Raw genomic sequence first — 24,377 nt, 5'->3', positions numbered from 1 at the left:
GGGTTGTGCACTCCCACGGTGTCGGCTTTGCCGCCAACGTGGGACCCTCGCGCCCCACCCTCGCCCACTGATCCAAAGGTTCTCGCATGGATTTCCTGCAACCGGTCATGGACGGCTTCGGCGTCGTCCTAGAGCCCTCCAACCTGCTGTACTGCCTGCTGGGCGTTGTTATCGGCATGCTGATCGGCGTACTGCCTGGCCTCGGTCCGGCAGCCACCATCGCCATCCTGCTGCCGCTGACCTACGGGATCGAGCCCGTCACGGCCATCATCATGTTGGCGGGCATCTTCTACGGCGCACAATACGGCGGCACTATCACCTCGGTGCTGTTGCGACTTCCGGGCGAAGCCAGCTCCGTCGTCACCGTCTTCGACGGCTACCAGCTCGCCAGGAAGGGCAAAGCCGGAACGGCGCTGGGCATCGCCGCCATCGGCTCCTTCATCGGCGGCACGGTGGCCATCATCGGTTTGACCTTCCTCGCCCCGCTGGTGGCAGGTTTCGCATTGGACTTCGGCCCGCCCGAGTACGCAGCCTTGGCCATGGTCGGCATCCTGCTGGTCGCCACGATCAGCAACGGCGCCAAAATCAAGGCATTGATCGCCGCCGCCTTCGGACTTCTGCTGGCCACCGTGGGCCGCGACATTTTCACCGGTGCCGAACGCTTCACGTTTGGCAACCTGAGTCTGGCCGACGGCATCGACTTTGTCCCGGTGGCCATGGGCTTGTTCGGCGTCGGCGAGATTCTCTACAACCTGGAAGAACGCCACCGCGCGGCCCAGGCGCCGGCAACAGTGGCAAACGTTTGGCCGTCCAAGAAGGACCTCAAGCAGTCGGCCGGGGCTATCGGGCGCGGCTCTGTGCTCGGCTTCTTCCTGGGCATCCTGCCTGGCGGCGGCGCCACGATCTCCTCGCTCGCCGCCTACGCCGTGGAGAAGAAGCGCGCCAAGAACCCGGAACGCTTCGGCAAGGGCGCCGTGGAGGGTGTTGCCGGTCCGGAGACCGCCAACAACGCCGCGGCGACAAGCTCCTTTATTCCGCTGCTGACCTTGGGCATTCCCGCCAATGCCACCATGGCGATCATCTTCGGCGCGCTGCTCATTCAGGGCGTGACCCCGGGCCCGCAGCTCATTGTCGAGAACCCGGATCTGTTCTGGGGTGTGGTCAACTCGATGTACATCGGCAACATCCTGCTGCTGATCATGTCCATCCCGCTGGTCGGCTTGTTCGTCCGCATCCTGCGGGTGCGCGCCGCCATCCTCGCTCCGATCACCGCACTGATCACCTTGCTTGGCGCCTACACCATCCGCAACTCGATGTTCGACGTGCTGCTGGTGGTCCTCTTCGGCGCCGTCGGGTACCTGATGAAAAAATTCGGATTCGAGCCTGGACCGCTGGTGTTGGCCTTCGTGCTCGGTGCGCTGCTCGAGTCCAGCCTGCGGCGTTCGCTGTTGGTGCTCGACGGAGACGTCGCCGGATTCATGGGCCGGCCGATCTCCGGCACGCTGGTAGTTCTGTTCGTGCTGGTCGCTGTCTGGCCGATGGTCAAGTCCGCCATAGAGCGCCGGAAAAACTCCCGTACCCAAGCTCGCACCGAAACCAAGGAGAACGCATGAGCATCCTCGTCGGCTATGTACCCACCCCCGTGGGAGAGGCAGCCGTGTCCGCCGCCATCGCGGAAGCCAAGCTCCGCGGTGAAGACCTGCTGATCGTCAACTCCACCCGTGAAGGGGTGCTGGTGGATAAAACCGTGGCGTCGGAGAACGACCTCCTCCGCCTTAAGTCGGCAGCCAATGAGGCGGGCGTGGCCGCAGAAGTGCTTCGCCCCACCCACCGCGACGACCTGGCCGACGAGATCCTTGAGCTCGCCAGCGAACGCGAGGTCTCGCTCATTGTCATCGGTCTGCGCCAGCGCACGCAGGTGGGCAAATTCATCATGGGTTCGCACGCTCAGCGCATCCTGTTGCAGGCAGACCGGCCGGTGTTGGCCGTCAAGGCAGCCGAGTAGCCACAGCCGGTTCACCCCCGCAACAGCGAAGCGGCAGCAGACTTTGGTCTGCTGCCGCTTCCGTATCCGGACCCAGTGACCTTACGGCGGGTGCAGTTCACGGGGTAATCAGTGCCCGGATTCGCTCTCCAACCGCAGCCGCGAATTGACCAGGTGGGTGCGCATGGCGGCAGCCGCGGCCAGTGCATCGCCGGCTTCCACTGCGGCCAGCACCGCCGCATGTTCGGACGCCACGGCCGAGAGGCGGGACGTTTCGGCTTCGGATCCGCTGGCCTCCAGCCGGTAGCGGGGCATGGCAATCATGGCCGGGCCGAGGGCCGCGATCGCATCCAGAAAGTAGGGGTTGCCGCTGGCCTCGGCGACGGTGCGGTGAAACTCGAAGTCGTGGGATAAGGCCGCGGCCGGGTTGGAACCGGAGCGAGAGAAGTCAGCGTTTGCGGCGCGCAGGGCCGCCAACTGCTGGTCGGTCCGCCGGACGGCGGCCAAGGCAGCGGCTTCGCTTTCCACGCCGGTGCGGAACTCCACCAGCGCCCTCCGGTCCTCCAGAGTCCGCACGGGCCGGAGGCCGCGGGGGCCTTCCGCTTCCGCCGGTGGCGTCAGCGCGAAACTCCCGCTGCCGCGCCGGGTATGCACAAGTCCCTCCGCCTGCAGCCGGGTGATGGCCTCGCGCACCACTGTGCGGCTCACGCCGTGCTCTGCGATCAGCGTGTTCTCGCTGGGCAGCTTGTCGCCGGGAGCGATATCGCCGTCGACAATGCGCCGACGCAGGTCGTCAACCAAGGTGACCGTCAGGTTCGGTTTCAACAATCGCTCCCGTTTTCTCCAGGGCAGGGTGAGAGGGGAACGACGACGGTGCGCGGCCCCGTCGTCGTCATGGGATAAGGCTAGGCGCGGCCGAACTCCACGCTGTCCGTGGTCCAGGCGCGCGCCTGTTCGCTGAAGGTGAAGCCGAGGCCCGGACGGTCCGGGACGATCATCCGGCCGTCGCGGGTCTCGAGGCGCTCGTTGAACAGCGGGTCCAGCCAGTCGAAGTGCTCCACCCAGGGCTCGCGCGGGTAGGCGGCGGCCAGGTGGAGGTGGATCTCCATCGCGAAGTGCGGCGCGAGGTCCAGCCCGGCCTGGTCCGCCAGCGTGGCCAGGCGCAGGAACTGCGTGATGCCGCCGACCCGGGGAGCGTCGGGCTGGATGATGTCGCACGCGCGGGCGGCGATCAGGCGTTCGTGTTCGGCCACCGAGGCCAGCATCTCGCCGGTGGCAATCGGGGTGTCCAGGGCAGCGGCCAGCGCGGCATGGCCTTCGGCGTCGTAGGCATCCAACGGTTCCTCGATCCAGACCAGGTCGAACTGCTCCAGGCGGCGGCCCATCCGGAGGGCGGTGGCCCGGTCCCACTGCTGGTTCGCGTCCACCATCAGCGGCACGCCGTCGCCGATGTGGTCGCGGACCGCGGCGACACGGCGCAGGTCCTCGGCCGAGTCCGGCAGGCCGACCTTGATCTTGATGCCGCCAATGCCGTCGGCAAGGGAACGGCTCGCCCGGTCCTTGACCTCGTCGATGGAGGCGTTGAGGAAACCACCGGAGGTGTTGTAGGTCCGGACCGAGTCCCGATGCGCACCGAGGAACTTGGCCAGCGGGAGCCCTGCCCGCTTGGACTTGAGGTCGTAGAGCGCAATGTCCAGCGCGGCCAGGGCCTGGGTGGCGACGCCGGACCGGCCCACCGACGCGCCTGCCCAGAGCAGCTTGTTGTAGAGCTTGGCGATGTCGTTGGGGTCCTCGCCGAGCATCGCCTCGGCGACTTCCGTCGCGTGGGCGTATTGCGCCGGGCCGCCGGCCCGTTTCGAATAGCTGAAGCCCAGGCCCTCGTGTCCCTGCACGGTGGTGATTTCGGCAAAGAGGAAGACGACTTCCGTCATGGGCTTCTGGCGCCCGGTAAAGACCTTGGCGTCAGAGATGGGCGTGGCCAGCGGCAGCGTGGCAGTGGAGAGCTTGACGTGCCGGATGGCATCGGCGGTGTAGGGCATGGCGGTCCTTACGCGGGGATGGCTACTAAGACTGATTGTACAAGTCAGACACTTGTCATACAAGTATTGCTCCATAGCGACGCTTGCCAGAGCCAACCCCGGTTTTACCCCGCGTCGACCTGCGGATGTCCCGGCGCCGGGCCGGGCACGGGGTTAGCCGATCGGGGTTACCAACGAGCCGTCGCGCAGGTAGCTGCGCAGGTTCTCCAATGTCAATGCGGCCATGTCGGCGCGGGTCTCACGGGTGCCGCTGCCGATGTGCGGTAACAGGACCACGTTCTCCAGCTCCATCAGTTCGGCCGGCACATGCGGTTCGTCGGCAAAGACGTCCAGCCCTGCGCCCGCCAGGCGTCCTCCGGCCAAGGCGGAGACCAGGGCATGTTCGTCCACAATTGTGCCGCGGGCGATGTTGATCAGGTAGCCTCCCGCGCCGAGCTTGGCCAGCACCCCGGCGTCGACCAGGTTCACCGTCTCCGGTCCTCCGGCAGCCGCGATGACGAGCACCTCGACGGCCTCGGCCAGTTCGGCGGGGGAGGAGTGGAACGCGTAGCCCGAGTCTTCGACGGCGCGGCGGCTGTGGTAGTGGATCTCGCAGTTAAACGCTTCCAGCCGCTTGGCGATGGCCTGGCCGATCCGGCCCAGGCCGAGGATGCCGACCTTTCTGCCGGAGGCCCGCGTGGTCAGTGGGTAGGACGTGGTCGAGGCCCATCCGCCGAGGCGGACGAACCGGTCGGCGGCGCTGGTTCGGCGCAGTACATCCAGATAGAGGGCCAGCGCGGTGTCGGCCACGCAATCGGTGAGCACATCCGGGGTGTTGCTGACGTGGATGCCGCGTTCGTTTGCCTGCTCGACGTCGGTGGCGTCGTAGCCGGCGCCGAAGTTTACGATGGCTTCGAGGTTCGACAGCCGGCGCATCAGGTCGGAGCCGACACCATGGCGGCCGGAGCACACCGCCACGCGGATGCCGGGGGCGTGCCGCAGCAGGAATTCGCCGCGTTCCGGGCCGTCCGGGAGCAACAGTGCGTCGAACTCATCCGCCAAGGCGGCGGTGACAACGGGGTTCACCGGTCCAACCTGAAGGACCTGCCGGCCGTCGGAGGGTGTGGAAGCAGCGGCGCGCACGGCCGTACGGGTGGTCATGCCAGAAGAGTAAGGACCTTCGCGGAGGCGCGTCCAACACGGATACTGCATGGACCGATACCCGGCGGGACACGTTCCATCCGTCCCGCGGAACCGCTGGCCGTTTTCGCGGGCGGGCCTTTAGGGAACAAGGGGCCCCGTCGCCTGCTTCACCGGCCCGGTGTCCGGCTGGGCCGTATGAGCGGCGGCCCGGCGCGATGCCGTCCGGAACCACGCCAGGGGGCCAAGGATGGGCACCGCGAGCACCAGCAGGGACCAGCCGGCTTTCGCCGACCGCTGCCGTTTGCTCCGCCCGATGCTGACCAGCGCTCCGACCGCCAGGAAGAGGGCAAATGGACCGGCACAGACGGCAGCCGATATCCACGTGACCGAGTCGAACAGCATAGGATCCCCCTTCCTTGGCCGTGCCCGGCGCCGGCCATAACAAAGGCCGCAACAATCACGAGTCTAGAAGCGCACCGGCGCCGCGGCTATCCGCCGGGAGGATGAGTTCGGGCGGTTCCACTCCTCCCCCGGTAGCAGGGGCCGCCTCAGCCCTCCGTGCGGAACCTGGCCAGCATCTTGTGCAACGTGTTGAGGTTCCTGGTGGTCGTCACCGGCTTGTACATCGTTTTGGCCATTTGCTTGGACAGTTTGGACTCCAAAGTGTTGCCTTTGGGCACCTCCCAGTACAGGACGTCGCCCCCCGGAGACGCCCGTTCTTCGGGCGAAAGTTCCGGGCAGTCCTCGAGCAGTTGTTCCACAACATCCTCACCCGTGGTGAGCACCGCGTAAGCGTGCCGGGGAACGCCGTCGTCGGCCGGGGTGAACGGGTAGCCCTCGACGATGGCGGCCAGCTCGCTGGGAGTCTTGACGATAACCCAGGCGTCGTAGCCGAAAGCCGCCCGCAAGCTCGCTTCGACTCTTTGCTTGACCACGCCGGGGTCTTGGGTCTCCGCGCGCAGCACGACGTTGCCCGAGGCGAGGACGGTCTCCACCTGCCCGAAACCGGCTTCGGTGAGGACCCGCTGCAAGTCCTTCATGGCAATCCGGACGCCTCCAACGTTGATGCCGCGCAAAAAGACGCCATAAGTCCGTAAGGAACCGGATTCGCCGTATTTATTTTTCATGGTGCTCCGCGGTCGGATGGACAGGAAATCATTGTATGCACCGGCCGTGATCGCTTCACGGTCTACCCATTGAGGGACTAGGCGAAGCAAGGTACGCGATTTCGCATATGTATCACCAGGGAGGCGCAAAATCGAGGAAATAGGCCGTCGTAGGACTAAACCATTCACCAAAATTTCGTGTTGCTCATGCTTGTTAAACGGGGGATCCATTCCCTTGTCTAAGCACGTCACCCCTCCTAGGCTGAATGTAACGGAACGGCTTTCTGAAGGACGCCGGATCCAAGTGTGGGGAACTGCGGTTGGCGGCGGCTGAGGGCGCGGCTTCATGGGGACACGGGCGGATGGATACCGCCCGCCTAGGGGGAATCAGAGCATGACTCTGGAGACAGTATAAAGAAGCGGTGGGGGACGTTCCTTGCTGGACGTACCTGAGGGGATTCATGGCTTATGTACTGAGTGTCGATGTCGGCACAAGTTTCACGGCAGCAGCGACAGCGCGATACGGGAGCGGAGACCGAAAGCCTCAGCAGCCGCAGGCTGTCCACTTGGGTTCACGTGCGGCGGCCGTGCCGTCGGTGATCTATGTAGGCGAAGACGGCGCAGTTCTGGTCGGAGAGGCAGCCGAACGGCGGGGCACGACGTCCCCTGACCGGGTGGTTCGAGAATTCAAGCGGCGGATCGGCGACTCGGTGCCGATGATGGTCGGAGACCTGTTTGTCGCACCTGAGGACATTTTCGCCGCCGTGGTCCGGTGGGTCGTAGACCGCGCCCAGGAACGTGAAGGCGAAGCTCCGGAAGCGGTAGTGGTGTCGCATCCGGCCAGCTGGGGTGACTACAAGACCGGACTGATCCGTGACGCCTTGGCCGGCGTCGGGCTCGCCGACGTCATGTTGTTGAGCGAGCCGGAAGCAGCCGCGCTCCATTACGCCTCCCAGAACCGCGTGGGCACGGGGAGCCTGGTCGCCGTCTATGACTTCGGCGGCGGTACCTTCGACGCGGCAGTCCTGCACAAGGGTGACGCAGCCTCATTCACGCTGCTGGGCAAACCGGAAGGTTTGGAGCGGGTGGGTGGAGCTGATGTCGACGACGTCGTCTTCGCGCACGTCGTCGCCAGCCTGGACGGCGGGCTGAGCGCGGTGGACCCCACCTCCACGCAAGCACGCGTGGCGCTGGACCGTATCCGGCGGGAATGCGTGGAAGCCAAAGAAGCGCTTTCGGCCGATTCCGAGGCAACAATCCCTGTGTTGCTGCCGGAGCTGCAGACAGGCGTCCGCCTAGTGCGGTCCGAATTTGAGGGCATGATCGAGGAGCTGGTGCGGGACACGCTCCACTCCCTGCGCCGGGCTCTCGACACAGCGCAAGTGGCTGCCGAGGACCTCACCGCCGTCCTCTTGACCGGCGGCTCGTCCCGCATCCCCTTGGTTGCCCAATTGCTGTCCGCCGAACTGAAGCGTCCCCTCGCCGTGGATGCGGACCCGAAGGCCGCCATCAGCCTGGGGGCAGCGTACTTCGCGGCCCGAAACAGGCTCGCGGTGCCATCCGAATACGCTGCCGATCCGGAGCCCCGGCCGGTGCCGGAAGCCGTCGCAGTCGAAGGCCGCGCCTTACCGCAACCACACGTCCACGCCCACGCCGCGTCCGCGGTGGAAGGCGCCGGCACCGCACGGAAACCCGTGCTGGCCATGCGCGCCGCTGCCGTAACAGTGGCGGTCGCCGCCCTCACGGCGTTGACGGCAACCGCCGCCCAAAGCCCTCACGAATTCGGCCTGTTCGGTTCCCAACCGGGCGTCGCCCAAGGCAGCGCCGGGGAGCGGAACGGCTACGTACCCGGGGGAGCTCCGGAGGAAAGCGAAGGGGCCGGGCCGGCCAATTCCGTGATGGCGGCTGAACCGGCGCAGCCGGGCATGAGTCCCGTGGTTTTCTGGGAGAACTCAGCTGCAACGTCCTCCGGCGCAGCGGCTCCGAGCACGGAAGGCTCACCGGGCTATGGCGGCACCGCGGGCTTCGCTCAGGACCAGGTGACCTACGCGCAGGACCGGGCGACGACGACGACGCCGAACGGCCAATCGTCGACTCGCCCGGGGGGCGTGTCTACGCCGGCCGGCGATTCCGGGCAGGGCCCGGGATCGAAGCCGGACAACGGCATCAACACTCCTGCCCCGGGACCCACGGGAACCCCCGAGCCGCCCGCGGCTCCCCAGCCAGGCACCACTCCCCAACCTCCCGCCCCCGAGCCGGAACCGAGTGTTCCGGCTGTGCCGACAACGACACCGGAACCGGATCCGGTGCTGCCGCCTCCGGCCACCGACCCCGCGCCGCCTCCGGCCCCCGACCCTGCGCCGGAACCTGTTCCGGAGCCCGCGCCGGAGCCCTCATCAACACCGTCAGAGACGGTGGTTGTCGATCCTCCGCCGACCGCGCCAGCCTGGGTGGACCCGACGCAGCCGCCGGCACCGTCGGGTGACCCCACCGATGCGCCTGCTCCGGGGCCGGCATGACAGGTGCGACACCGGCGCAGCCGGCGGCACGCCGTTTGGTGAACCGGGATGCCGCGCAACTGCTGACGGAAGCCGCGACGGAATCCGAGTCGCGTTTACTGGCTACCGTGTCCGGTCCGGGAGGATCGGGCAAGAGCCTGCTGCTAGAAAACTTGGCGGCGGCCTATGAGGAAGCAGGAGTCCCCGTCAGCTCGGGCAGGCCCGCACTGGGGGAAGACCCTGTGGACGAAGGCACCACGGTACTGATCGACGACGCCCACCAGTTGGACGACGCCGAACTGGAGCGCGTCCATCGATTGGCCGAAGGGCAGAACGTGAACCTCGTGGTCGCGTATCGGACGTGGCCGCAGTTGCCCGCCCTGCAGCGGCTGACGGCGGTGATGGAGGCGCATCGGCGGCCGGTGTTGTTGGGCCCCTGGACCCGTAACGATATTGCCCGGCACGCAGCAGCTGTCCGCTCTGACCGGCTTCCTGCTCCCGTCCTTGATCAGGTCTTCCGGCTGACCGGGGGCCTGCCTTGGCTGGTCCAGCATGTGTTGGAAGCGATCGACGATGCCCGCCCAATACCGTCAGATCCGGTGAAGTTCGGCGGGTTGGTCAACCATGTGGGCCACGAGCTCGACCGGCTGGAACCCAACCTTCGGGAGCTGCTGCTGGCCCTGGCCATCGGTTTCGATCCAGCCGGGCCGCTGCCTTCCGGACTGCCGGAGCTGCCCGGCGGAATCGGGCCGCTGATGTCGCAGGCCACGGCCGCAGGGTTGGTGTTGCCCGAGGGAAACCTTGCTCCGCTCATGCGCAACGTCCTGGTTCATGTCACCCCGCAGCACCACGTCCGGGCCTTCCAGCGGGCCCTGGCCGACTGTTTAGCCAACAACACCGCATCGGCGCCCGTGGACGTGGCCCGCGGACTGGTTCGGGGCGGACTCCAGGATCCACGCGTGGCCCGCGTCCTTGAAGACGCCGGCGACGGCGCCCTGGCTTCCGAGCCCCGGGTGGCCGCGACACTGTACGGTGAAGCGGCGGCAGCCGGCGCCGACGAAGCGGCAACGGCGGCGCGCCGGGCCCAGGCGGCACTGGCCTCCGGAGACCTCGAAGCAGCCGGCCGCATCCTTGACCGTCTCCTGGCCCGGCCGGAGGCACCGGACAGGCTCCGTGGAGCGGACGTGGCGGCGTCGCTGTGGGCGCAGCGGGGCATGCTGGCGCGCAGCGCCCAGGTCTACCGGTGGCTAGGATCACCCGCCATAGAGGCGTCCCGGGCGCAGGCCGCCGTCGTCATGATCGGTACGGGTGACCCCGACGGGGCTCGAAGCCTGCTTGCCGGCAACCAAGCCGACAACTCGCCAACCCTGACGAACGTAGCCGTCTCGTTGATGGGACAAGGCATCGCCGCGTCCACCGGCGAGCACACCGAGCAGGCGCTGCCGGCTCTGGTACGCGCTTCCGACATGCTCACGGCCTCCGGCGCCGCCATTCCGCTGCCGGACAGCCCGGCAGCCCTCGCGGCCTTGGTGGCCCTGCACAGCGGTGAGCTCCCCGTAGCGGCAGCCGTCCTCGACGACGCACTGCGCGGACGCCAGGGAGGCCCGGCGGCCCGGTTGAGGCTGCTGCTCCTGCGGGCCTGGGTCTCCATGCTGCAGGACCACCCGGACAGCGCCGGGGCTGCCATCGCAGAGGCGACCGCCAACGGAATCCGTCCCACCCCGCGCGACGAATTGTTGCTGGACGCCCTGCAGGTCGGGCTGGCGCGGCGAACCGATGACACCGCTGCCTTGGTGCGCGCCTGGGACCGGGCGCGGGGCCGGCTGCTGCACGTCGCCGTGGATCTTTACAGCCTTTTGCCGCTGGGCGAACTGGCAGTAGCCGCTGCCCGCCTGCGTGATTCCGCGAGGCTGCAGCCGCATTTGACGGAGGCGTGGGCGCTGCTGGGGAGACTGGGCGAACCGGCGCTGTGGTCTACCTCGCTGCATTGGTACGCGGTCCAGGCGGCCCTGTTGGCGGACAGCCCCAGCGAGCTCGCCCCGCATGCCTCGGCGCTGGTGCGGGCCTCGGGGACGTACCGACTGGCGGGCGTGCTCGCGGCGGCCGGCAGGGCGTGGGTGACGGTGCTGGCCGGCAGGATCGATCCGAAGCTGGTGGAGGAGTCCGCCCGCGCGCTCGCATCCGTAGGCCTCACCTGGGACGGGGCGCGCCTCGCCGGGCACGCGGCAGCGCACGCGGACGAGCGCAAGGATATGAGCCGCCTCCTGGCTTGCGCCAGGGACCTTCATCCCGGCACGCGCGGGACTATGGACGCGCCGACAGAGGTCACTGGCGCCGAGCACGCCGGGCAGGCAGCGGTCCCCGCCGGAGCAGCACAGGGACAAGAAAGCGCCGTCTTGAGCGAGCGGGAGCGCGAAGTCGCCCGGTTGGTACTGGAGGGCAAGACGTACCGGGAGATCGGGGCCGCGATTTTCATTTCGCCGCGTACCGCCGAGCACCACATAGCGCGTATTCGACGGCGGCTAGGGGCTTCGAACCGCGCCGAACTCCTGACGCAGTTGCGGCTTGCGCTCGGCGAAGACAGTTCCCCGCAGTAAGTTCGCGGACTTCCGGGCCTGGGGCCCCTCCCTACCTAGTCCCCGTCCACCGCGATCCCCCTGGAGGGGGCGGGCGGCGGGGGAGGAAGCCCCGATGCGGGCGACAGCAGCCCGGCCGTAGCTTTGAACCAAGCCAAGCAACTCAGCTCGGCGGGCCACCATCCATAATTTTGGCCAGATCCAGTAGGAATAAGAATGGGGATTCACATAATGCCTACGCTCGCAAGCTCTCTTCTCGAATTCATCATGAATCTGCTCCGTGATCCGCGCGCAGCCGCCGAATTCCAGGCAGACCCGGAGGCCGCCCTCGCCGAGGCCGGCTTGGGCGACGTGTGCTCCGATGATGTGGACGCCATCATGCCGGTCATCCTCGACTACGCTCCCGTGGATGCCAGCTCGTCCTTCGACCGCGAGTACAACACCGGCGGCAACCACTCCGGCGGCGACACCGGCGACTGGTCCAGCGACAACTCCGGCAACAATGGCGGTGGCTGGGGCGGCGGCCACGGTGGCGGCGGCCACGGTGGCGGCGGCCACGGCGGAGGCGGCCACGGGGGTGGCGGCCATGACGACGATGACCACGGTCACGGCGGCGGCAGGGGCAACGATCATGATGACCACGCCCACGCTGTGCAGCAACTGACGCACATCGTGAACAACTACTCGTACACCTCTACGATCGACGATCGGGACACCATCACGGATCAGTCCGTCAACCAGAACATCTGGGCCGACGGCGACGTGAATCAGTGGTTCGACAACGACGCCGTTATCGCCTCGGGCGACGACTCTGTTGCGGCTGGCAGGGACGCCACCGTGGATAACTCGACGGATAACTCCAACGACTACTCGAAGGATTACTCGACCGACAACTCCACCACCGTGACAACCGGTGACATTGAGGGCGATGTGACCGTCGGGGATACCGACATCTCCGTCGAGGACTCCTTCAACGTCGAGGATTCCTACAATGAGGATTCCTACAACGAGGACTCTTACAACGAGGACTCCTACAACACGGATGTCGACCTGGACGTCGAGGTGGAAGACTCCTTCAACGACAACTCCGACCATTCGAAGGATTACTCGACCGACAACTCCACCAACGTGGAGACCGAGGACTCGTACAACGGCAATACCACCGGGATCGAGGTCGAGGACTCGTTCAACGAGGACAATTCCACCACCGATATCAACGTGGAGGATTCCTTCAACGAGGTCGAGGTCGAGGATTCGTTCAACGAGGTCGAGGTCGAGGATTCGTTCAACGACAGCTCCACGAACACGGACGTGCAGGTGGACGACATCAACGCCGAGTTCACCGACAACTCCGTCAACGACTCCGTCATCGTCGCGGACAACGAAGTGGACATCGAAGACAGCGTTGTTGCCGAAGAGGTCGACTTCTAACCGACCCGATAACTGAATCACGACAGATCAGCTGTCCAGCAGGAGGCCGGGGGACCTCCTGCTGGACAGTGTCACGGTCCGGCCGCGGGGCCGGAAGTCAAAAGGGGATACGGTGGTCGAGCTCGTCAAGCTGGTGGATCAGGGCCAGGAATTGGCCAAGAAGGGTGAGCGCGCAGACTTGCAGCGGCGCCTGGAACAGACCCGCAAGCGATTGCAGGATCCGGCCACCCGGGTGATCGTCGTCGGTGAATTCAAGCAGGGCAAAAGCCAGCTCATCAACGCCCTGGTAAATGCGCCGGTTTGTCCCATCGACGACGACGTCGCCACCTCGGTGCCGACAGTGGTCAAGCACGGGGAGCCTGCCTCAGCCGTGATCCTGGTTCCGAAGGAACGCGCCGACTCCAGCGACGGGGACGTTGAACTGGAGCGTCGCCCGGTCGCCTTGGACGAGCTCGCCGAGCACGTCTCGGAACGGGGGAATCCGGGTAACGAGCGCCGGCTGGCAGCTGCGGAAGTCTCCCTGCCCCGGAAGGTTCTGCACGGCGGACTCGCCCTGGTGGACTCGCCGGGGGTCGGGGGACTGGACTCGGCCCATACCCTCACCACGCTGACGGCATTGCCGACGGCGGACGCCGTGCTGTTGGTCTCGGACGCATCCCAGGAGTTCACCGAACCGGAGATCCGGTTCCTGCGGCAGGCGCAACGGATTTGCCCCAATGTGGCCGGCGTCCTGTCCAAGACGGATTTGTACCCGCAATGGCGCCGCGTGGCCGAACTGGACAGGGGCCATTTGAAGCGGATCGGGGCAGACGTGCCGCTGATTCCGATCTCCTCGGAACTTCGCCTCCGGGCGGCCGAAATGCGTGACAGCGAACTGAACGCCGAATCGGGATTTCCGGAGCTGGTGGCCTACCTCCGGCAGAAGATCCTGGGCCAGACCGAGCGGCTCCAGCGGCGGTCCGTGGCGCAGGACCTGATTTCCGCCATGGACCATCTGCGGCTGTCGCTGAAGTCCGAACTGAGCGCGCTGGAGAATCCGGACGGCACCCCGGAGATGCTGGCCGAGCTGGAAACGGCCAAGGAACGCGCCGACGAGCTCCGCCGTCGTTCTTCCCGCTGGCAGGTCACGCTCAATGACGGCATGAGCGATCTCATCGCCGATATGGAATACGACTTGCGAGACCGGCTGCGCAGCATTTTGCGGGACGCCGAGCAGTCCATTGATGCCGGGGATCCCGGTCCGCAGTGGGAACAGTTTGTGCACTGGCTGGAACAGCGTGTGGCCGCGGCCGTCTCCGACACCTTCGTGTGGACGAACGAACGGTCGTTGTGGCTGGCGGAAAAGGTCGCCGAGCACTTCAACCAGGACGACGTGACCCTGCCGTTGCTGCAGGTCGATTCCACTGAGAACGTGCTCGACCCGGTCGAGGAAATCCCGGATCTGGATGCAGGACGCCTTGGAACGGTCCAGAAAATACTGATTGGCATGCGCGGTTCGTACGGCGGTGTGTTGATGTTCGGCCTCCTCACCGGGATCGCGGGTATGGCGCTGATCAACCCGATCTCGGTCGGCGCCGGCCTGCTGCTGGGAGGCAAGGCCTACCGCGAAGACAAGGAAGCCCGGTTGAAGCGCCGCCAATCGGAGGCCAAGGCCCTGGTCCGGAAACAAGTCGATGAGGTCGTGTTCCAGGTGGGCAAGCAGCTCAAGGACCGGCTCAGGATCGTCCAGAGGGCCACCCGCGACCACTTCACCGAACTGGCCGAAGAGCACCATCGCTCGCTGGCGGATTCGGTACTGGCGGCACAGAAGGCGGCAAGCCGGTTCCACCAGGAACGCGACCTGCGGATCAAGGAGCTTAAGGCGTCCCTCGCGCTCGTGGAGTCGCTGCGCAAGCAGGCGTTGGCGCTGGACGCTGCACCGCAAGTGGCTGGACAGGCATGAATACCGCGGCAGCCGGAGCGGATGTCGAAGCGGCGCGCGGGCTGGTCCAGGAAGCGATTGCAGCCTACCGCGACGAACCGGCCGTGCGTCAGGTGTTGGAGGAGTATGCCCGCCGGCTCGACGAGCCGCTGCGGATCGCCATTGCGGGCATGGTCAAAGCGGGCAAGTCAACCCTGCTCAACGCCATTATCGGCGAAGAGATTGCCCCGACCGACACGGGAGAGTGCACCCGGGTGGTCACCTGGTACCGCTTCGGCGACACTCCGCGGATTACCCTGCACCCGCGTTCTGGAGCGCCCCGGGACCTGCCGACCAAGCGCACCGACGGCCGGTTGGTGTTCGAGCTTGGCGGGGTCCAGGCAGAGGACGTCGACAGGCTCGTGGTGGACTGGCCGTCCCGAACCCTGCGGGACGTGACGTTGATCGACACGCCGGGCATTGCCTCGCTCTCCCGGGACGTGTCGGCCCGCTCCACCGATTTCCTGACGCCGGCCGACGCGCCCTCGGAGGCCGACGCGATCATCTACCTGCTGCGGCACCTGCACGCGTCCGACCTGGGTTTCTTGGAGTCCTTCCGTGATACCGCGGCCGGCCAGAGCGGTACCGTCAACGCACTGGCGGTATTGTCCCGTGCGGACGAGGTTGGGTCCGGCCGGATCGACGCCATGCTCTCCGCCCGGGACATCGCTGCGCGGTACCGCCGTGACGGGGCGTTGCGTTCACTGGCCCTCGGGGTAGTGCCGATCGCCGGCCTGCTGGCCCAGTCGGCGCGCAGCCTGCGGCAGGCGGAATACGCCGTCCTCGCCGAGCTCGCTTCCTTGGACAGGCGGGAACGGGAGCTGCTCCTGCTGTCCGCCGACCGCTTCGTCCGTCCGGGAGGTCCGCTGTCCGCCACGCCGGAAGCGCGGGCCAAGTTGCTGGACAGGTTCGGGCTCTTCGGGCTCCGGCTGGCAGCCGCGCTGCTCCGTGGAGGCATCTCGGAGCCGACCGCGCTGGCCCACGAACTGGCCCGCCGCAGCGGGCTGGACGAATTGCTGGCTGTGATGACCGGGCAGTTCCAAGCCCGGGCCGGACAGTTGAAAGCCCGGACGGCCCTGGTCGGCGTCGAAAAGCTGCTGAACGACCACCCCCGCCCGGGCGCCGCGGGAGTCGCGGCCGGCTTGGAACGGCTGCTCGCCAGCGCCCACGCCTTCCGTGAACTGCGTCTGCTGGCGGCCGCCCGCACCACCGGGCTGCCGCTGGAGCCGGAGTTGGCCGCCGAAGCTGAACGGATGATCGGCGGCGAAGGCGTCTCGGCGCCCGAACGCCTGGGGCTTCCGCGTGACGCCCCGGGCGAGGTCCTGCGGGAGCACGCCGTGGCATGCCTGAGACGTTGGCACGCCGTGGCCGGCGACCCGCTGCGCGGCCGTGCCGTCGCCGAGGTCTGCCAGACCGTCATTCGCAGCTGCGAGGAACTGTTGGCCGGAATGCAGCCTGCTTCAGGCAGGCGGCCTGCCTCGCCGCCCCTGGTGCTCGGCACGGAACCATTGGTTGGCCCCGCTCAGGACGCTGGCGATTACCGCCGCGCCGGCTAGCACCAGCTGCAGAACCAGCATGATCCTGATGCCCAATTCCTGATCGCCGGGAGCGGCCAGGAATTCGTCGGCCAGCAGGGTCACCGCCCCGTGGACGAACAGCATGGCGAGCAGCACGAAGCGCACCTTGCCATGCCGGCGCATAAGGGCCCGCAGCAGCACGGCCTCGATCAGCATGACGAGCGCCAGCACGCCCAGGGTTCCCCAGAAAACCACGACCGCGAGCGCTTCCACGGTCTCCTTGTCGGCGCCCTGCTCCAAACCGTCGATGAGCCCGCGCAGGTGCTTGAGGATCTCCTCCTGCGCGAAATACGCGAAGATCCCCGCAATCAGTCCCGAAACAAAACTGAGGATCCACAAGGCGCGGACCCTCTTGACAGCAGGCGGCGGCACCAAAGTCCCGATGATCGGAGGCGGCGTGAGGTCGGACATCTGCGGACGCGGTGGCGCGGGACGTTCCGGTTCGCCGGACATTCCCCCGGTTCCCTGAGCTCCAGGCGCCCCCATCCCTGGTTCCTGAGACATGGAGATAATCTAGCCGCCACCCAAAGCGACCGCAATGCTCGTGCCCGGGCGTGACCGCCCTCCGGCCGCCGTGCCCACGACGACGGCGGCGTGCGGCATCTCAGCGGTCAGGGCGGGCTTCCGCCGCCGCTATCCGCCCACATGGATCCCGGGCCGGTGGGCAGGGTCAGGCTCATTCTGCCTGATGATTTCGCGCACTACGGGAGCCGTGTCTCCCTCTCCCAGGAGCAGATAGCGGAAGAGGTGGCCGAGCGGATTGCCTTCAGACCATTCGAAATAGGCATGGGGGCGAACACCCGTTGCGTCCCGCACGGCCAGGAGGATGGCGGCAATAGCATTCGGGGCCGCGGGGCTTTCCGCACGAAGCACCCGGTACCCGCCGACGTCGATGCCGCGGACGCGAAGCACCTTGGCGAAGGCCGAAGGGTCCACGATGTCGATTTCGAGGAACAGGACGTCCGCCGTCCCCGGGACCGGATTCATGTGCCGCTGCGCGTCTTCCTTGGCACTGTAATCGTCGTGGTTGCCGGGCCGGCGCTTGGCGATGATGTTCAGCGAGCCGTCGTTGTCCAAGGAATCGCTGATGAACCGCCGGGCAGTCTGGTCGAATTCGATACGTTCGGCGCGGAGTTCTATGGTGCGGGCGACGCGGGAGACGAGCGAGACGCCGACCATGCCGACGATGAACAGCCCGCAGATGCCGATGCCCTCGGGTTTTTCCAGCACGTTGGCCAGCAGTGCGTAGAGCAGCACCAAACTGAGGGCGCCGTACCCGGCAGCGGTGCGGCGTTTGTGGCGGCGCGCAGTCGTGACGGCGACAGCGACGGCCGCCGACACCATCATGGCCAGGATGCCTGTGGCGTAGGCTCCGGCCTGCGCGTTGACATCCGCCCCGAAACCCACGGTGAGCAGGATGCTGACCCCGGTGTAGACCAGGACGACGGGCCGGATCGCACTGGTCCATTCGGGGGCCATTCCGAAGCGCGGCAGGTAACGCGGGACGATGTTGATCAGCCCGGCCATCGCCGAGGCTCCCGCGAACCACAGGATCAAGACCGTTGCCGCGTCATAGATCGTGCCGAACCCCTCGCCGAGCAGTGCGTGCGCAAGATAGGAGAGGGCCCGGCCATCCGCGGGGCCGCCCGCGGCGTAGGCCTCGGGCGGGATGAGGACGGCCGTCACGAAGCTGCTGCCCATCAGGAAACCGCTCATAACAGCCGCAGCACAGGTCAGCATCTTCCGGGTATTGCGGACCCGTGAGGCGAGGCGTTGTGCGGGAGTGTGCCCCTCGGACGCCACGAGCGGCATCATGCTCACGCCGGTCTCGAATCCAGACAGGCCCAGGATCAGCAGAGGAAATGCCAGCAGCAGGGACAAGGCCAGGTTGCCGGGGCCGGGGCTGGCAACGGCCATGGCCTGCGCCCAGTCGCTGATGCGGCCGGGGTCCCGCGCGATGAGCGACAGGCCGGCCATGATGACGGCCGCATTCAGGATCACAAACGCGGTCACCAGGGGCACGGCAATGGCTACAGCCTCGCCGAATCCGATCAGGAAGATGCCCCCGAGGACCAACAGCAGCACGACGGTGACTGGAACCGGGTGGCCCTGCAAGAAGCCGGGAGAGTAGGGATTCTCGAGCAAATGCACCGTTGCGTCGGCGGCCGAGAGTGTGATGGTGATGATCCACGATGTGGCAACGAAACCGAGCAGGACGAGGATAACAACCTTCCCCTTCCAAAACGGCAGGAGCCGGTCGAGCATGGCCACCGAGCCTTCCCCGTGCGGGCTCTCCGCCGCCACGCGCCGGTAGAGCGGGAGCATTCCCAGCAAGGTGAGCCCCACAATGAGCAGCGTTGCCAGCGGCGACAGCGGTCCCGCAGCGATCAGGGCAATTCCGGGCAGGTAGGAGAGCGTGGAGAAGTAGTCAACGCCGGTCAGGCACACGACCTTCCACCAGGGATGGGGCGTCCCGCGCGCTGCGCTTTCGCGGCCCACCGGCGGAACTTTGTCCATCAACAGCCAGCGGCTAAGCGCGCGGCGAAGCGGCGGCGGGGGAGCCGGCCTCGGGACAACAGCCGGGACCGTATGTTCGAGCGACCAGCGCACCGATTTTCTCCTGTCGCCCCGGCCGGGCGGGCCCCGTTGCCCGGGGCCCTGTCGCAGGGCGCTCCCACAGTATAGATCCGTCATTGACCGGGAACGAGAGAATCTTGTGGATTCCGCATCCGGTTCCGCGCAATGGCGGGCCTGCTGATTTTCACCGTGAGTGGTCCTGGTTTCAGCGTGGCCGGGGGATTGCCGCAGTGGCCGGGTTACAGCGCATCGAGGCTCAGGGCCGTGACGAACCCGAGCGCTGCCGTGAGGCCGGTGAGGATGTGATGCTCTTCGAAGGCCTCGGGGATCATGGTGTCAGCGACCATGGCCAGGATGGCGCCCGCCGCCAGCGCGTTGATGAACGCCAAGAGCTCCTCCGGTGCGTCTTGCAGCGCAAGGTAGCCGACCAGGGCGCTGGCTCCGGAGAGCACGGCGATGGTGCCCCACACGCCAAAAACATAGCCCGCGCCCCGCCCGGCCTTCTTCATGCCGGCGCTGCTGGAGAGCCCTTCGGGGATGTTGGAAATGAACACGGCTCCCAACATTGCGGGGCTGACTGTTCCCCCGGCGACGAGGCCGAGGCCCAGCACGAGGGATTCAGGGATACCGTCCAGCAGGGCGCCGGCGGCGATCGCCAGGCCGCTGCCCGGGGTATCTCCTTCGGCGGGCTGCTGATTGCCGGACCGTTTGCGGTGCCTGGCCCCTTTTCTGGCCAGCAGGGCGTTCGTTGCCACGAAGAGACAGGCGCCGACGAGGAAACCTCCGATGGTCGCGCCGATCCCGCCGGTCGTTACCGCTTCGTCGACCAGTTCGAAGGCGAGCGCCGAAATAAGGACGCCGGCGCCGAATGCCATGACCGTCGAGACAACCTTGACGGGAATGTCCCATTTCCAAGCGACGGCACAGCCGAGCACCAGCGCGGCACCGCCCATCGCCCCTACGGAAAACGCGGTCATCCACAACGGCATGGCTGTTCCTCCCGTCCAGGCTCAGGCTAGCCGCGGGAAGGCGCAGCCGCCATGGCGGGAGAGGGATTGTTTAGCCGGATGGGAGGGATGGACGGCCGGGCGCTGGCGGTGCCGGCGAGCCGGGTCGCAGTGCTACTTGGCGGGCCGGCCCAATCCGGTGCGCGCCATGGCGTCGGCATAGGCTTCGTGCATCGCGTCCAGCCATTCCTGCTGGCGGGCAGGCGAACCCGCGAAGGCCCGGCCGCTGAGCGCCCGAACCTTGTAGGTCTTGAAGCCGCGCCGCCAGAGCAGCGGGTTCTCGGTCTTCAGCAGCAAGCCGGCGAGCCGCTGGGCTTCGGTTCCGTGTGCCACGAGCACCGAGGCCCGCGGCACCAGCGTCAGCATCTTCAGCAGCGGCTTGAGGCCGGCGTTGATCTGGTCGGGGGTGAGCTTGCCGTTGGCCTCGCCCGGGGTGAACCACGGATGCACGTTCCACGGCATCACGTATTGGGGCCGCAGGCCGAGCTGCCACTGCAGCCCGAGCATCCGCGTCGTTGCCTCCTGGTCTCCCGGCCAGATGAAACCCGTGTCCGAGGCGTGCCCGATGTTCGAGTAGAGCGAGACGATCCGGCATTCATCGGCGTCGTGTATCGGATCCACATAAGGAACCTCGGTACCCGGCTTCAGGTCCCGCAGTTCGTCGCAGAGACGGTTAATGTCGGCGACGCCAGAGTCGTACCTGCGGTCCATGAGGTCCTTGTGCTGATCGGATACTGCCGGGCTGGTCATCGGGGTGCGGGTCTCCTGGAGGGAAGGGAAGGTGAACGGTAGGAAATCGGTGCGCCGGGGAACGACGGCGGTGCCGCCGTGGGAACGGGCAGCCGCCTGCGGCGACGGGAGGCGGCTATTGAGCATAGCAACCGAAGCTGGGCGCCTCCTGCAGACCGGCGGCGGAATCCCGGGCATCGGGCGCGGCTCCTGTGACGAAGATGACCCGGCGGTTAAGCAACGGTGAAATCAACGCTGTGCCAGCCGGTGGCGCCATCCGGAGCAGGCGGTGCCGCCGCCTCGGTCTGCAGCGTTCCGTCCGCCTCCCAGGCGCGCACCCGGAGCCGGTGCGGCCCGGCCGGAACCTCGTCCTGCACCGAGTACCACTGGCGCCAGGTGTCCACGGAAGCCTCCGCCGCCAGTTGGGCGTCCACCCAGTCGCCGTCGTCCAATTGCACCTGGACTTTTGAAAGGCCCCGGTGTTGGGCCCAGGCCGTTCCCCCAAAGGCCAGGGTCCCGGCCGGCAGGCGGGCTCCGGGCCGAGGCACCTCGATTCTCGAGGCCGTCTTGATCGGACCGCGGTCCGACCAGCCGCGGGTGGTCCAGTAGGCGGCCTTGTCCGCAAACCGCGTGAGCTCCAGGTCAACCACCCACTTGGTCGCGGACACGTATCCGTACAACCCCGGCACCACCATCCGCACGGGGAAACCGTGCTGCAGCGGCAGGGGCTCCCCGTTCATCCCGACCGCGAGCAGCGCGTCCCTCCCGTCGGTGAGCACTTCCAAGGGGGTCGAAGCAGTGAAGCCGTCGACGCTGGTGGACAGGACCATGTCCGCCTCCGGCAGGGGGCGTGCACGCGCCAGCAAGTCGCGCAGCGGATACCCTAGCCAGCGGGCGTTGCCGGCCAGGTTCCCGCCCACCTGATTCGAAACGCACGTCAGCGTGGTGTAGCTCTCCACAAGGTCGGCCTTTAGCAACTCCTGGAAGTTAATGCTGAACTCTTCCTCAACCAGTCCGTGAACGCGCAGCTGCCATTGCCCCGGATCTACCGACGGGACGATGAGCGCAGTGTCGATGCGATAGAACTCCTCGTTGGGGGTTACGAAGGGAACCACCCCGTCCACCGGTGCCTGCACATCCTCCGGCAATGGCCCGGCAGGCCGCGCGGGGGCCGGCAGCCCCAATGCCTGGCGCACCTGCCGTGCGCTGTTCCGCGCCGCCGAAACTGCGCCGGCCGCGATCCCCATGACGACGGCGACACCCGCCATCGCCGCGGCGTTCGCCAGGAAGCGGCGGCGGTCCGGAACCTCCGGCATGACGGCCGCGTCGCCCACGGACAAGGGCGCGGGCCTGGGCAGGAGTCTGATCAGCCGGCGCAGGCAGAGCAGGCCAGCCGCGGTTCCCAGCGCCGTCGGAATGGCATCGGCCGGCACAGCCCCGGCGCGGGTGAGCACGCAGGCCGCCATGCCCGCCGCGAGCATCACCACCACCAGCGCGCCGGCGGTCCAGCGCCGGGCCGCGAGCAGGCCGGCCGCGGCGGCGATCAGTACCGCAACGATCGCCATCGCGATGAACAGCACGAGTTTGTCCGCCGTCCCGAAAGTCGAAATGGCGAATTCGGTCAGCCAGGTCGGGGAGAGTTCCACGACGGCGGCGCCCACCGAGCCGAAGGGGGAGGCGGCCGGGCCGAAAAAAGCTGCCGCCAGTTCAGCCGTGCCAAAGAGCGCGGCCGCGGACGCGACGCCCGCCAGCATGGCCGGCGACCGCCCGGTCAGCGTGGCCTTCGTGGCTGGCGGTGCTGCCATGCCGTGTCCTTCGCTCGATGACGGGCCGGATGTCTCCGAACGGGTGGCATCGTGCCCTGCTCCGATCATCTACCCGAAGCAGGGCGCAGGACAACCACCATGGGTGTTGGCAGGGCGGCCTCCCGCGCCGGGCGAAACAATGTTGCCTGCCGTTCACCGGCCATTAGTTGACTCTTCAACTATCAGGTGCTACGGTAGATGCATAAGCATGAAGTTCACCCGGGCTTCACATCCTAACTTCAACCAGGAGGCACTAAATGGCCGTACAGCTCACCCCCGGAACCTGGAATCTCGACCAGTCCCACACCGAGGTCGGCTTCTCCGTCCGCCACGCCGGCATCAGCAAGGTGCGCGGCCAATTCACCGACGCCGACGCCACCCTCGTGGTCGGCGACAGCCTGGCCACTTCCTCCGTCGAAGCCGTCGTGAAGACCGCCTCGTTCGACTCCAACGATGACAACCGCGACGCCCACGTCAAGGGCGAAGACTTCTTCAACGTGGAGCAGTATCCGGAGATGACCTTCAAGGCCACCAGCGTCGAAGGCACTCCGGAAGAGTTCCGGCTGGCCGGCGAGCTGACCATCAAGGACACCACCAAGCCGGTGGTCTTCGACGTCGAATTCGGCGGCATGGCGGTTGACCCGTTCGGCGCCACCCGCGCCGGCTTCTCTGCCACCACGCAGATCTCCCGCAAGGAATTCGGCATCACCTGGAACGCCGCCCTGGAAGCCGGCGGCGTGCTGGTGGGCGACAAGGTCACCATCACGGTTGACTCGGCCTTCGTGCTGCCGGCCAACTAACCCACGCGACACCCAAAGGCAGGGCCCGGATCCGTTCCGGGCCCTGCCTGCTGCGTTAACGCCCGGGCGTAACTGCGCTGCTGCGGAGCTGTCCGGGGACCCGGGACCGCGCGCGCCAAGCCGGGGGCACCGCGGCTCCCCGGGTCCCGGGCGGATACGCTGGCATCGTGAAGATCGCCATCCTCGATGACTACCAGGACGTGGCACTGGGCTGCGCCCCGTGGGAGCAACTGCCGGCGGGCATCGCCGTCGAACGCTTCACGGACCATTGTGACGACGTCGGCGCTCTCGCCGAGCGCTTGGAAGGGTCGCAGGTGGTGGTCACCATGCGCGAGCGGACGCCCATCACCGCCGAGCTGATGGACCTGCTGCCCGGCCTGGAGCTGGTGACCACTACCGGCATGCACAACGCCTCGATCGACCTGGACGCCGCGCGCGCCCGCGGGGTGACCGTGTGCGGAACGCAGAAAACGACGCAGGCTCCGGCCGAGCTGGCCTGGGCGCTGGTGATGGCTGTGGCCCGGGAGATCCCACAGAACGACAGGGACGTGCGGGCCGGGATCTGGCAGGCCCGGATGGGGCTCGACCTGGCCGGGTCCACCCTCGGGCTGCTGGGCCTGGGCAGGCTGGGGCAGCTGATGGCCCGCTACGCGCAGGCGTTCGGGATGGACGTGCTGGCGTGGAGCCCGCACCTGACCCGGGAGCGCGCGGCCGGCCACGGGGCGGAGTGGGTGTCCAAGCAGGACCTGTTCCGGCGCTCGGACATCGTCAGCGTCCACCTGAGGCTGGCGGAGTCCACCCGCGGGATTGTCGGCGCCGCCGAGCTGGACCTCCTCGGTTCCGGCGGCCGGCTGGTCAACACCTCGCGCGGACCGCTGGTGGACGAGGACGCCTTGGTGGCTGCGCTGGCGGGACGGCGGATCGCCGGCGCCGCGCTCGACGTCTACGATGTGGAGCCGCTGCGGCAGGACAGCCCGCTGCGCGGCGTGCCTAACCTGATCCTCAGCCCGCACGTCGGCTTCGTCACCGAGGAGGCCCACAGGCTGGGGTACACGCAGATGCTCGAGGACATCCTGGCCTACCTCGACGGGGCGCCCATTAACGTCCTCACCTGACCGGCGGCGGCACGCGGGAGCCCGTCGCGAGCTTCGGGGAAGTCTCCTACG

Annotated in this window: 19 protein-coding genes; 9 read left to right on the top strand and 10 right to left on the bottom strand. The window is 67.2% G+C overall.

Annotated features, from left to right (window positions below; all coding sequences use genetic code 11):
- Window positions 1-86 precede the first annotated feature (86 nt).
- Window positions 87-1,613, top strand: a complete 1,527-nt coding sequence (locus AC5RVV_RS08375) for a tripartite tricarboxylate transporter permease (protein ID WP_494000866.1) — start codon at window positions 87-89, stop codon at window positions 1,611-1,613.
- On the top strand, window positions 1,610-2,005 hold the full coding sequence (locus tag AC5RVV_RS08370; RefSeq protein WP_494000865.1) for a universal stress protein: 396 nt from the start codon (window positions 1,610-1,612) through the stop codon (window positions 2,003-2,005). Before AC5RVV_RS08375 ends, AC5RVV_RS08370 begins: the two co-directional genes overlap by 4 nt.
- A gap of 108 nt (window positions 2,006-2,113) precedes the next feature.
- On the opposite strand, the gene AC5RVV_RS08365 is transcribed toward AC5RVV_RS08370, so the two are convergent.
- The 5 genes from AC5RVV_RS08365 to AC5RVV_RS08345 all read right to left on the bottom strand — a co-directional run bounded on the left by AC5RVV_RS08365 (window position 2,114) and on the right by AC5RVV_RS08345 (window position 6,272).
- A complete protein-coding gene (locus AC5RVV_RS08365) occupies window positions 2,114-2,809 on the bottom strand; it encodes a FadR/GntR family transcriptional regulator (protein ID WP_494000864.1) in 696 nt (231 codons plus the stop codon).
- An 80-nt stretch (window positions 2,810-2,889) separates the two neighbouring features.
- Window positions 2,890-4,023, bottom strand: coding sequence for an L-talarate/galactarate dehydratase (locus AC5RVV_RS08360; protein WP_494000863.1), 1,134 nt, complete (start codon window positions 4,021-4,023; stop codon window positions 2,890-2,892).
- Between the two features lie 153 nt (window positions 4,024-4,176).
- Window positions 4,177-5,163 (bottom strand): 2-hydroxyacid dehydrogenase, encoded by a 987-nt coding sequence (locus AC5RVV_RS08355; protein WP_494000862.1) that lies wholly within the window; start codon window positions 5,161-5,163, stop codon window positions 4,177-4,179.
- A gap of 120 nt (window positions 5,164-5,283) precedes the next feature.
- Complete coding sequence (locus AC5RVV_RS08350; protein ID WP_494000861.1) at window positions 5,284-5,547, bottom strand: PLD nuclease N-terminal domain-containing protein; 264 nt, start codon at window positions 5,545-5,547, stop codon at window positions 5,284-5,286.
- Window positions 5,548-5,693: 146 nt separating this feature from the next.
- Complete coding sequence (locus AC5RVV_RS08345; RefSeq protein WP_494000860.1) at window positions 5,694-6,272, bottom strand: DUF1697 domain-containing protein; 579 nt, start codon at window positions 6,270-6,272, stop codon at window positions 5,694-5,696.
- A 545-nt stretch (window positions 6,273-6,817) separates the two neighbouring features.
- On the opposite strand from AC5RVV_RS08345, the gene AC5RVV_RS08340 reads away from it, so the two are divergent.
- From AC5RVV_RS08340 to AC5RVV_RS08320, 5 genes are all read left to right on the top strand, one after another.
- The gene (locus AC5RVV_RS08340) at window positions 6,818-8,770 is read left to right on the top strand and encodes an Hsp70 family protein (protein ID WP_494000859.1); all 1,953 of its coding nucleotides are present in this window, start codon (window positions 6,818-6,820) and stop codon (window positions 8,768-8,770) included.
- Window positions 8,767-11,346, top strand: coding sequence for a LuxR C-terminal-related transcriptional regulator (locus AC5RVV_RS08335; protein ID WP_494000858.1), 2,580 nt, complete (start codon window positions 8,767-8,769; stop codon window positions 11,344-11,346). Before AC5RVV_RS08340 ends, AC5RVV_RS08335 begins: the two co-directional genes overlap by 4 nt.
- 195 nt (window positions 11,347-11,541) lie before the next feature.
- The gene (locus AC5RVV_RS08330) at window positions 11,542-12,756 is read left to right on the top strand and encodes an IniB N-terminal domain-containing protein (RefSeq protein WP_494000857.1); all 1,215 of its coding nucleotides are present in this window, start codon (window positions 11,542-11,544) and stop codon (window positions 12,754-12,756) included.
- A gap of 112 nt (window positions 12,757-12,868) precedes the next feature.
- A complete protein-coding gene (locus AC5RVV_RS08325) occupies window positions 12,869-14,698 on the top strand; it encodes a dynamin family protein (RefSeq protein ID WP_494000856.1) in 1,830 nt (609 codons plus the stop codon).
- Window positions 14,695-16,272, top strand: a complete 1,578-nt coding sequence (locus tag AC5RVV_RS08320; protein ID WP_494000855.1) for a dynamin family protein — start codon at window positions 14,695-14,697, stop codon at window positions 16,270-16,272. The genes AC5RVV_RS08325 and AC5RVV_RS08320 overlap by 4 nt, the downstream gene beginning before the upstream one ends.
- Here the strand turns inward: AC5RVV_RS08320 and AC5RVV_RS08315 are convergent.
- From AC5RVV_RS08315 to AC5RVV_RS08295, 5 genes are all read right to left on the bottom strand, one after another.
- The gene (locus tag AC5RVV_RS08315) at window positions 16,177-16,746 is read right to left on the bottom strand and encodes a hypothetical protein (protein ID WP_494000854.1); all 570 of its coding nucleotides are present in this window, start codon (window positions 16,744-16,746) and stop codon (window positions 16,177-16,179) included. The two genes, AC5RVV_RS08320 and AC5RVV_RS08315, sit on opposite strands and share 96 nt — an antisense overlap.
- Before the next feature lie 180 nt (window positions 16,747-16,926).
- Window positions 16,927-18,792 carry an APC family permease gene (locus AC5RVV_RS08310; RefSeq protein WP_494000853.1) on the bottom strand — a complete coding sequence of 622 codons (1,866 nt, stop codon included), beginning with the start codon at window positions 18,790-18,792 and terminating at the stop codon, window positions 16,927-16,929.
- 317 nt (window positions 18,793-19,109) lie between these two features.
- Window positions 19,110-19,859: a ZIP family metal transporter gene (locus AC5RVV_RS08305; protein WP_494000852.1), complete on the bottom strand. Its 750-nt coding sequence runs from the start codon at window positions 19,857-19,859 to the stop codon at window positions 19,110-19,112.
- Window positions 19,860-19,991: 132 nt separating this feature from the next.
- Window positions 19,992-20,627, bottom strand: a complete 636-nt coding sequence (locus AC5RVV_RS08300) for a uracil-DNA glycosylase family protein (protein WP_494001311.1) — start codon at window positions 20,625-20,627, stop codon at window positions 19,992-19,994.
- Window positions 20,628-20,839: 212 nt separating this feature from the next.
- Window positions 20,840-22,411: a molybdopterin-dependent oxidoreductase gene (locus tag AC5RVV_RS08295; protein WP_494000851.1), complete on the bottom strand. Its 1,572-nt coding sequence runs from the start codon at window positions 22,409-22,411 to the stop codon at window positions 20,840-20,842.
- A gap of 257 nt (window positions 22,412-22,668) precedes the next feature.
- On the opposite strand from AC5RVV_RS08295, the gene AC5RVV_RS08290 reads away from it, so the two are divergent.
- Together AC5RVV_RS08290 and AC5RVV_RS08285 are read left to right on the top strand one after the other, a co-directional pair.
- Window positions 22,669-23,211, top strand: a complete 543-nt coding sequence (locus AC5RVV_RS08290) for a YceI family protein (protein ID WP_494000850.1) — start codon at window positions 22,669-22,671, stop codon at window positions 23,209-23,211.
- 167 nt (window positions 23,212-23,378) lie between these two features.
- Window positions 23,379-24,326 (top strand): D-2-hydroxyacid dehydrogenase family protein, encoded by a 948-nt coding sequence (locus tag AC5RVV_RS08285; protein WP_494000849.1) that lies wholly within the window; start codon window positions 23,379-23,381, stop codon window positions 24,324-24,326.
- Window positions 24,327-24,377 lie beyond the last annotated feature (51 nt).

It is taken from the genome of Arthrobacter sp. MDT2-34-1 (assembly GCF_059091365.1).
The sequence above is the reverse complement of the archived record's forward strand: the minus strand, read 5'-3'. Positions and strand labels throughout refer to the sequence as shown.

Excerpts from the sequence above, each read along its gene's own strand:
- AC5RVV_RS08320 (WP_494000855.1), top strand. The coding sequence starts at position 14,695 with ATGAATACCGCGGCAGCCGGAGCGGATGTCGAAGCGGCGCGCGGGCTG.
- AC5RVV_RS08300 (WP_494001311.1), bottom strand. The coding sequence starts at position 20,627 with ATGACCAGCCCGGCAGTATCCGATCAGCACAAGGACCTCATGGACCGC.
- AC5RVV_RS08330 (WP_494000857.1), top strand. The coding sequence starts at position 11,542 with ATGGGGATTCACATAATGCCTACGCTCGCAAGCTCTCTTCTCGAATTC.
- AC5RVV_RS08335 (WP_494000858.1), top strand. The coding sequence starts at position 8,767 with ATGACAGGTGCGACACCGGCGCAGCCGGCGGCACGCCGTTTGGTGAAC.
- AC5RVV_RS08350 (WP_494000861.1), bottom strand. The coding sequence starts at position 5,547 with ATGCTGTTCGACTCGGTCACGTGGATATCGGCTGCCGTCTGTGCCGGT.
- AC5RVV_RS08360 (WP_494000863.1), bottom strand. The coding sequence starts at position 4,023 with ATGCCCTACACCGCCGATGCCATCCGGCACGTCAAGCTCTCCACTGCC.
- AC5RVV_RS08290 (WP_494000850.1), top strand. The coding sequence starts at position 22,669 with ATGGCCGTACAGCTCACCCCCGGAACCTGGAATCTCGACCAGTCCCAC.
- AC5RVV_RS08305 (WP_494000852.1), bottom strand. The coding sequence starts at position 19,859 with ATGCCGTTGTGGATGACCGCGTTTTCCGTAGGGGCGATGGGCGGTGCC.
- AC5RVV_RS08345 (WP_494000860.1), bottom strand. The coding sequence starts at position 6,272 with ATGAAAAATAAATACGGCGAATCCGGTTCCTTACGGACTTATGGCGTC.
- AC5RVV_RS08355 (WP_494000862.1), bottom strand. The coding sequence starts at position 5,163 with ATGACCACCCGTACGGCCGTGCGCGCCGCTGCTTCCACACCCTCCGAC.
- AC5RVV_RS08295 (WP_494000851.1), bottom strand. The coding sequence starts at position 22,411 with ATGGCAGCACCGCCAGCCACGAAGGCCACGCTGACCGGGCGGTCGCCG.
- AC5RVV_RS08370 (WP_494000865.1), top strand. The coding sequence starts at position 1,610 with ATGAGCATCCTCGTCGGCTATGTACCCACCCCCGTGGGAGAGGCAGCC.
- AC5RVV_RS08375 (WP_494000866.1), top strand. The coding sequence starts at position 87 with ATGGATTTCCTGCAACCGGTCATGGACGGCTTCGGCGTCGTCCTAGAG.
- AC5RVV_RS08315 (WP_494000854.1), bottom strand. The coding sequence starts at position 16,746 with ATGTCCGGCGAACCGGAACGTCCCGCGCCACCGCGTCCGCAGATGTCC.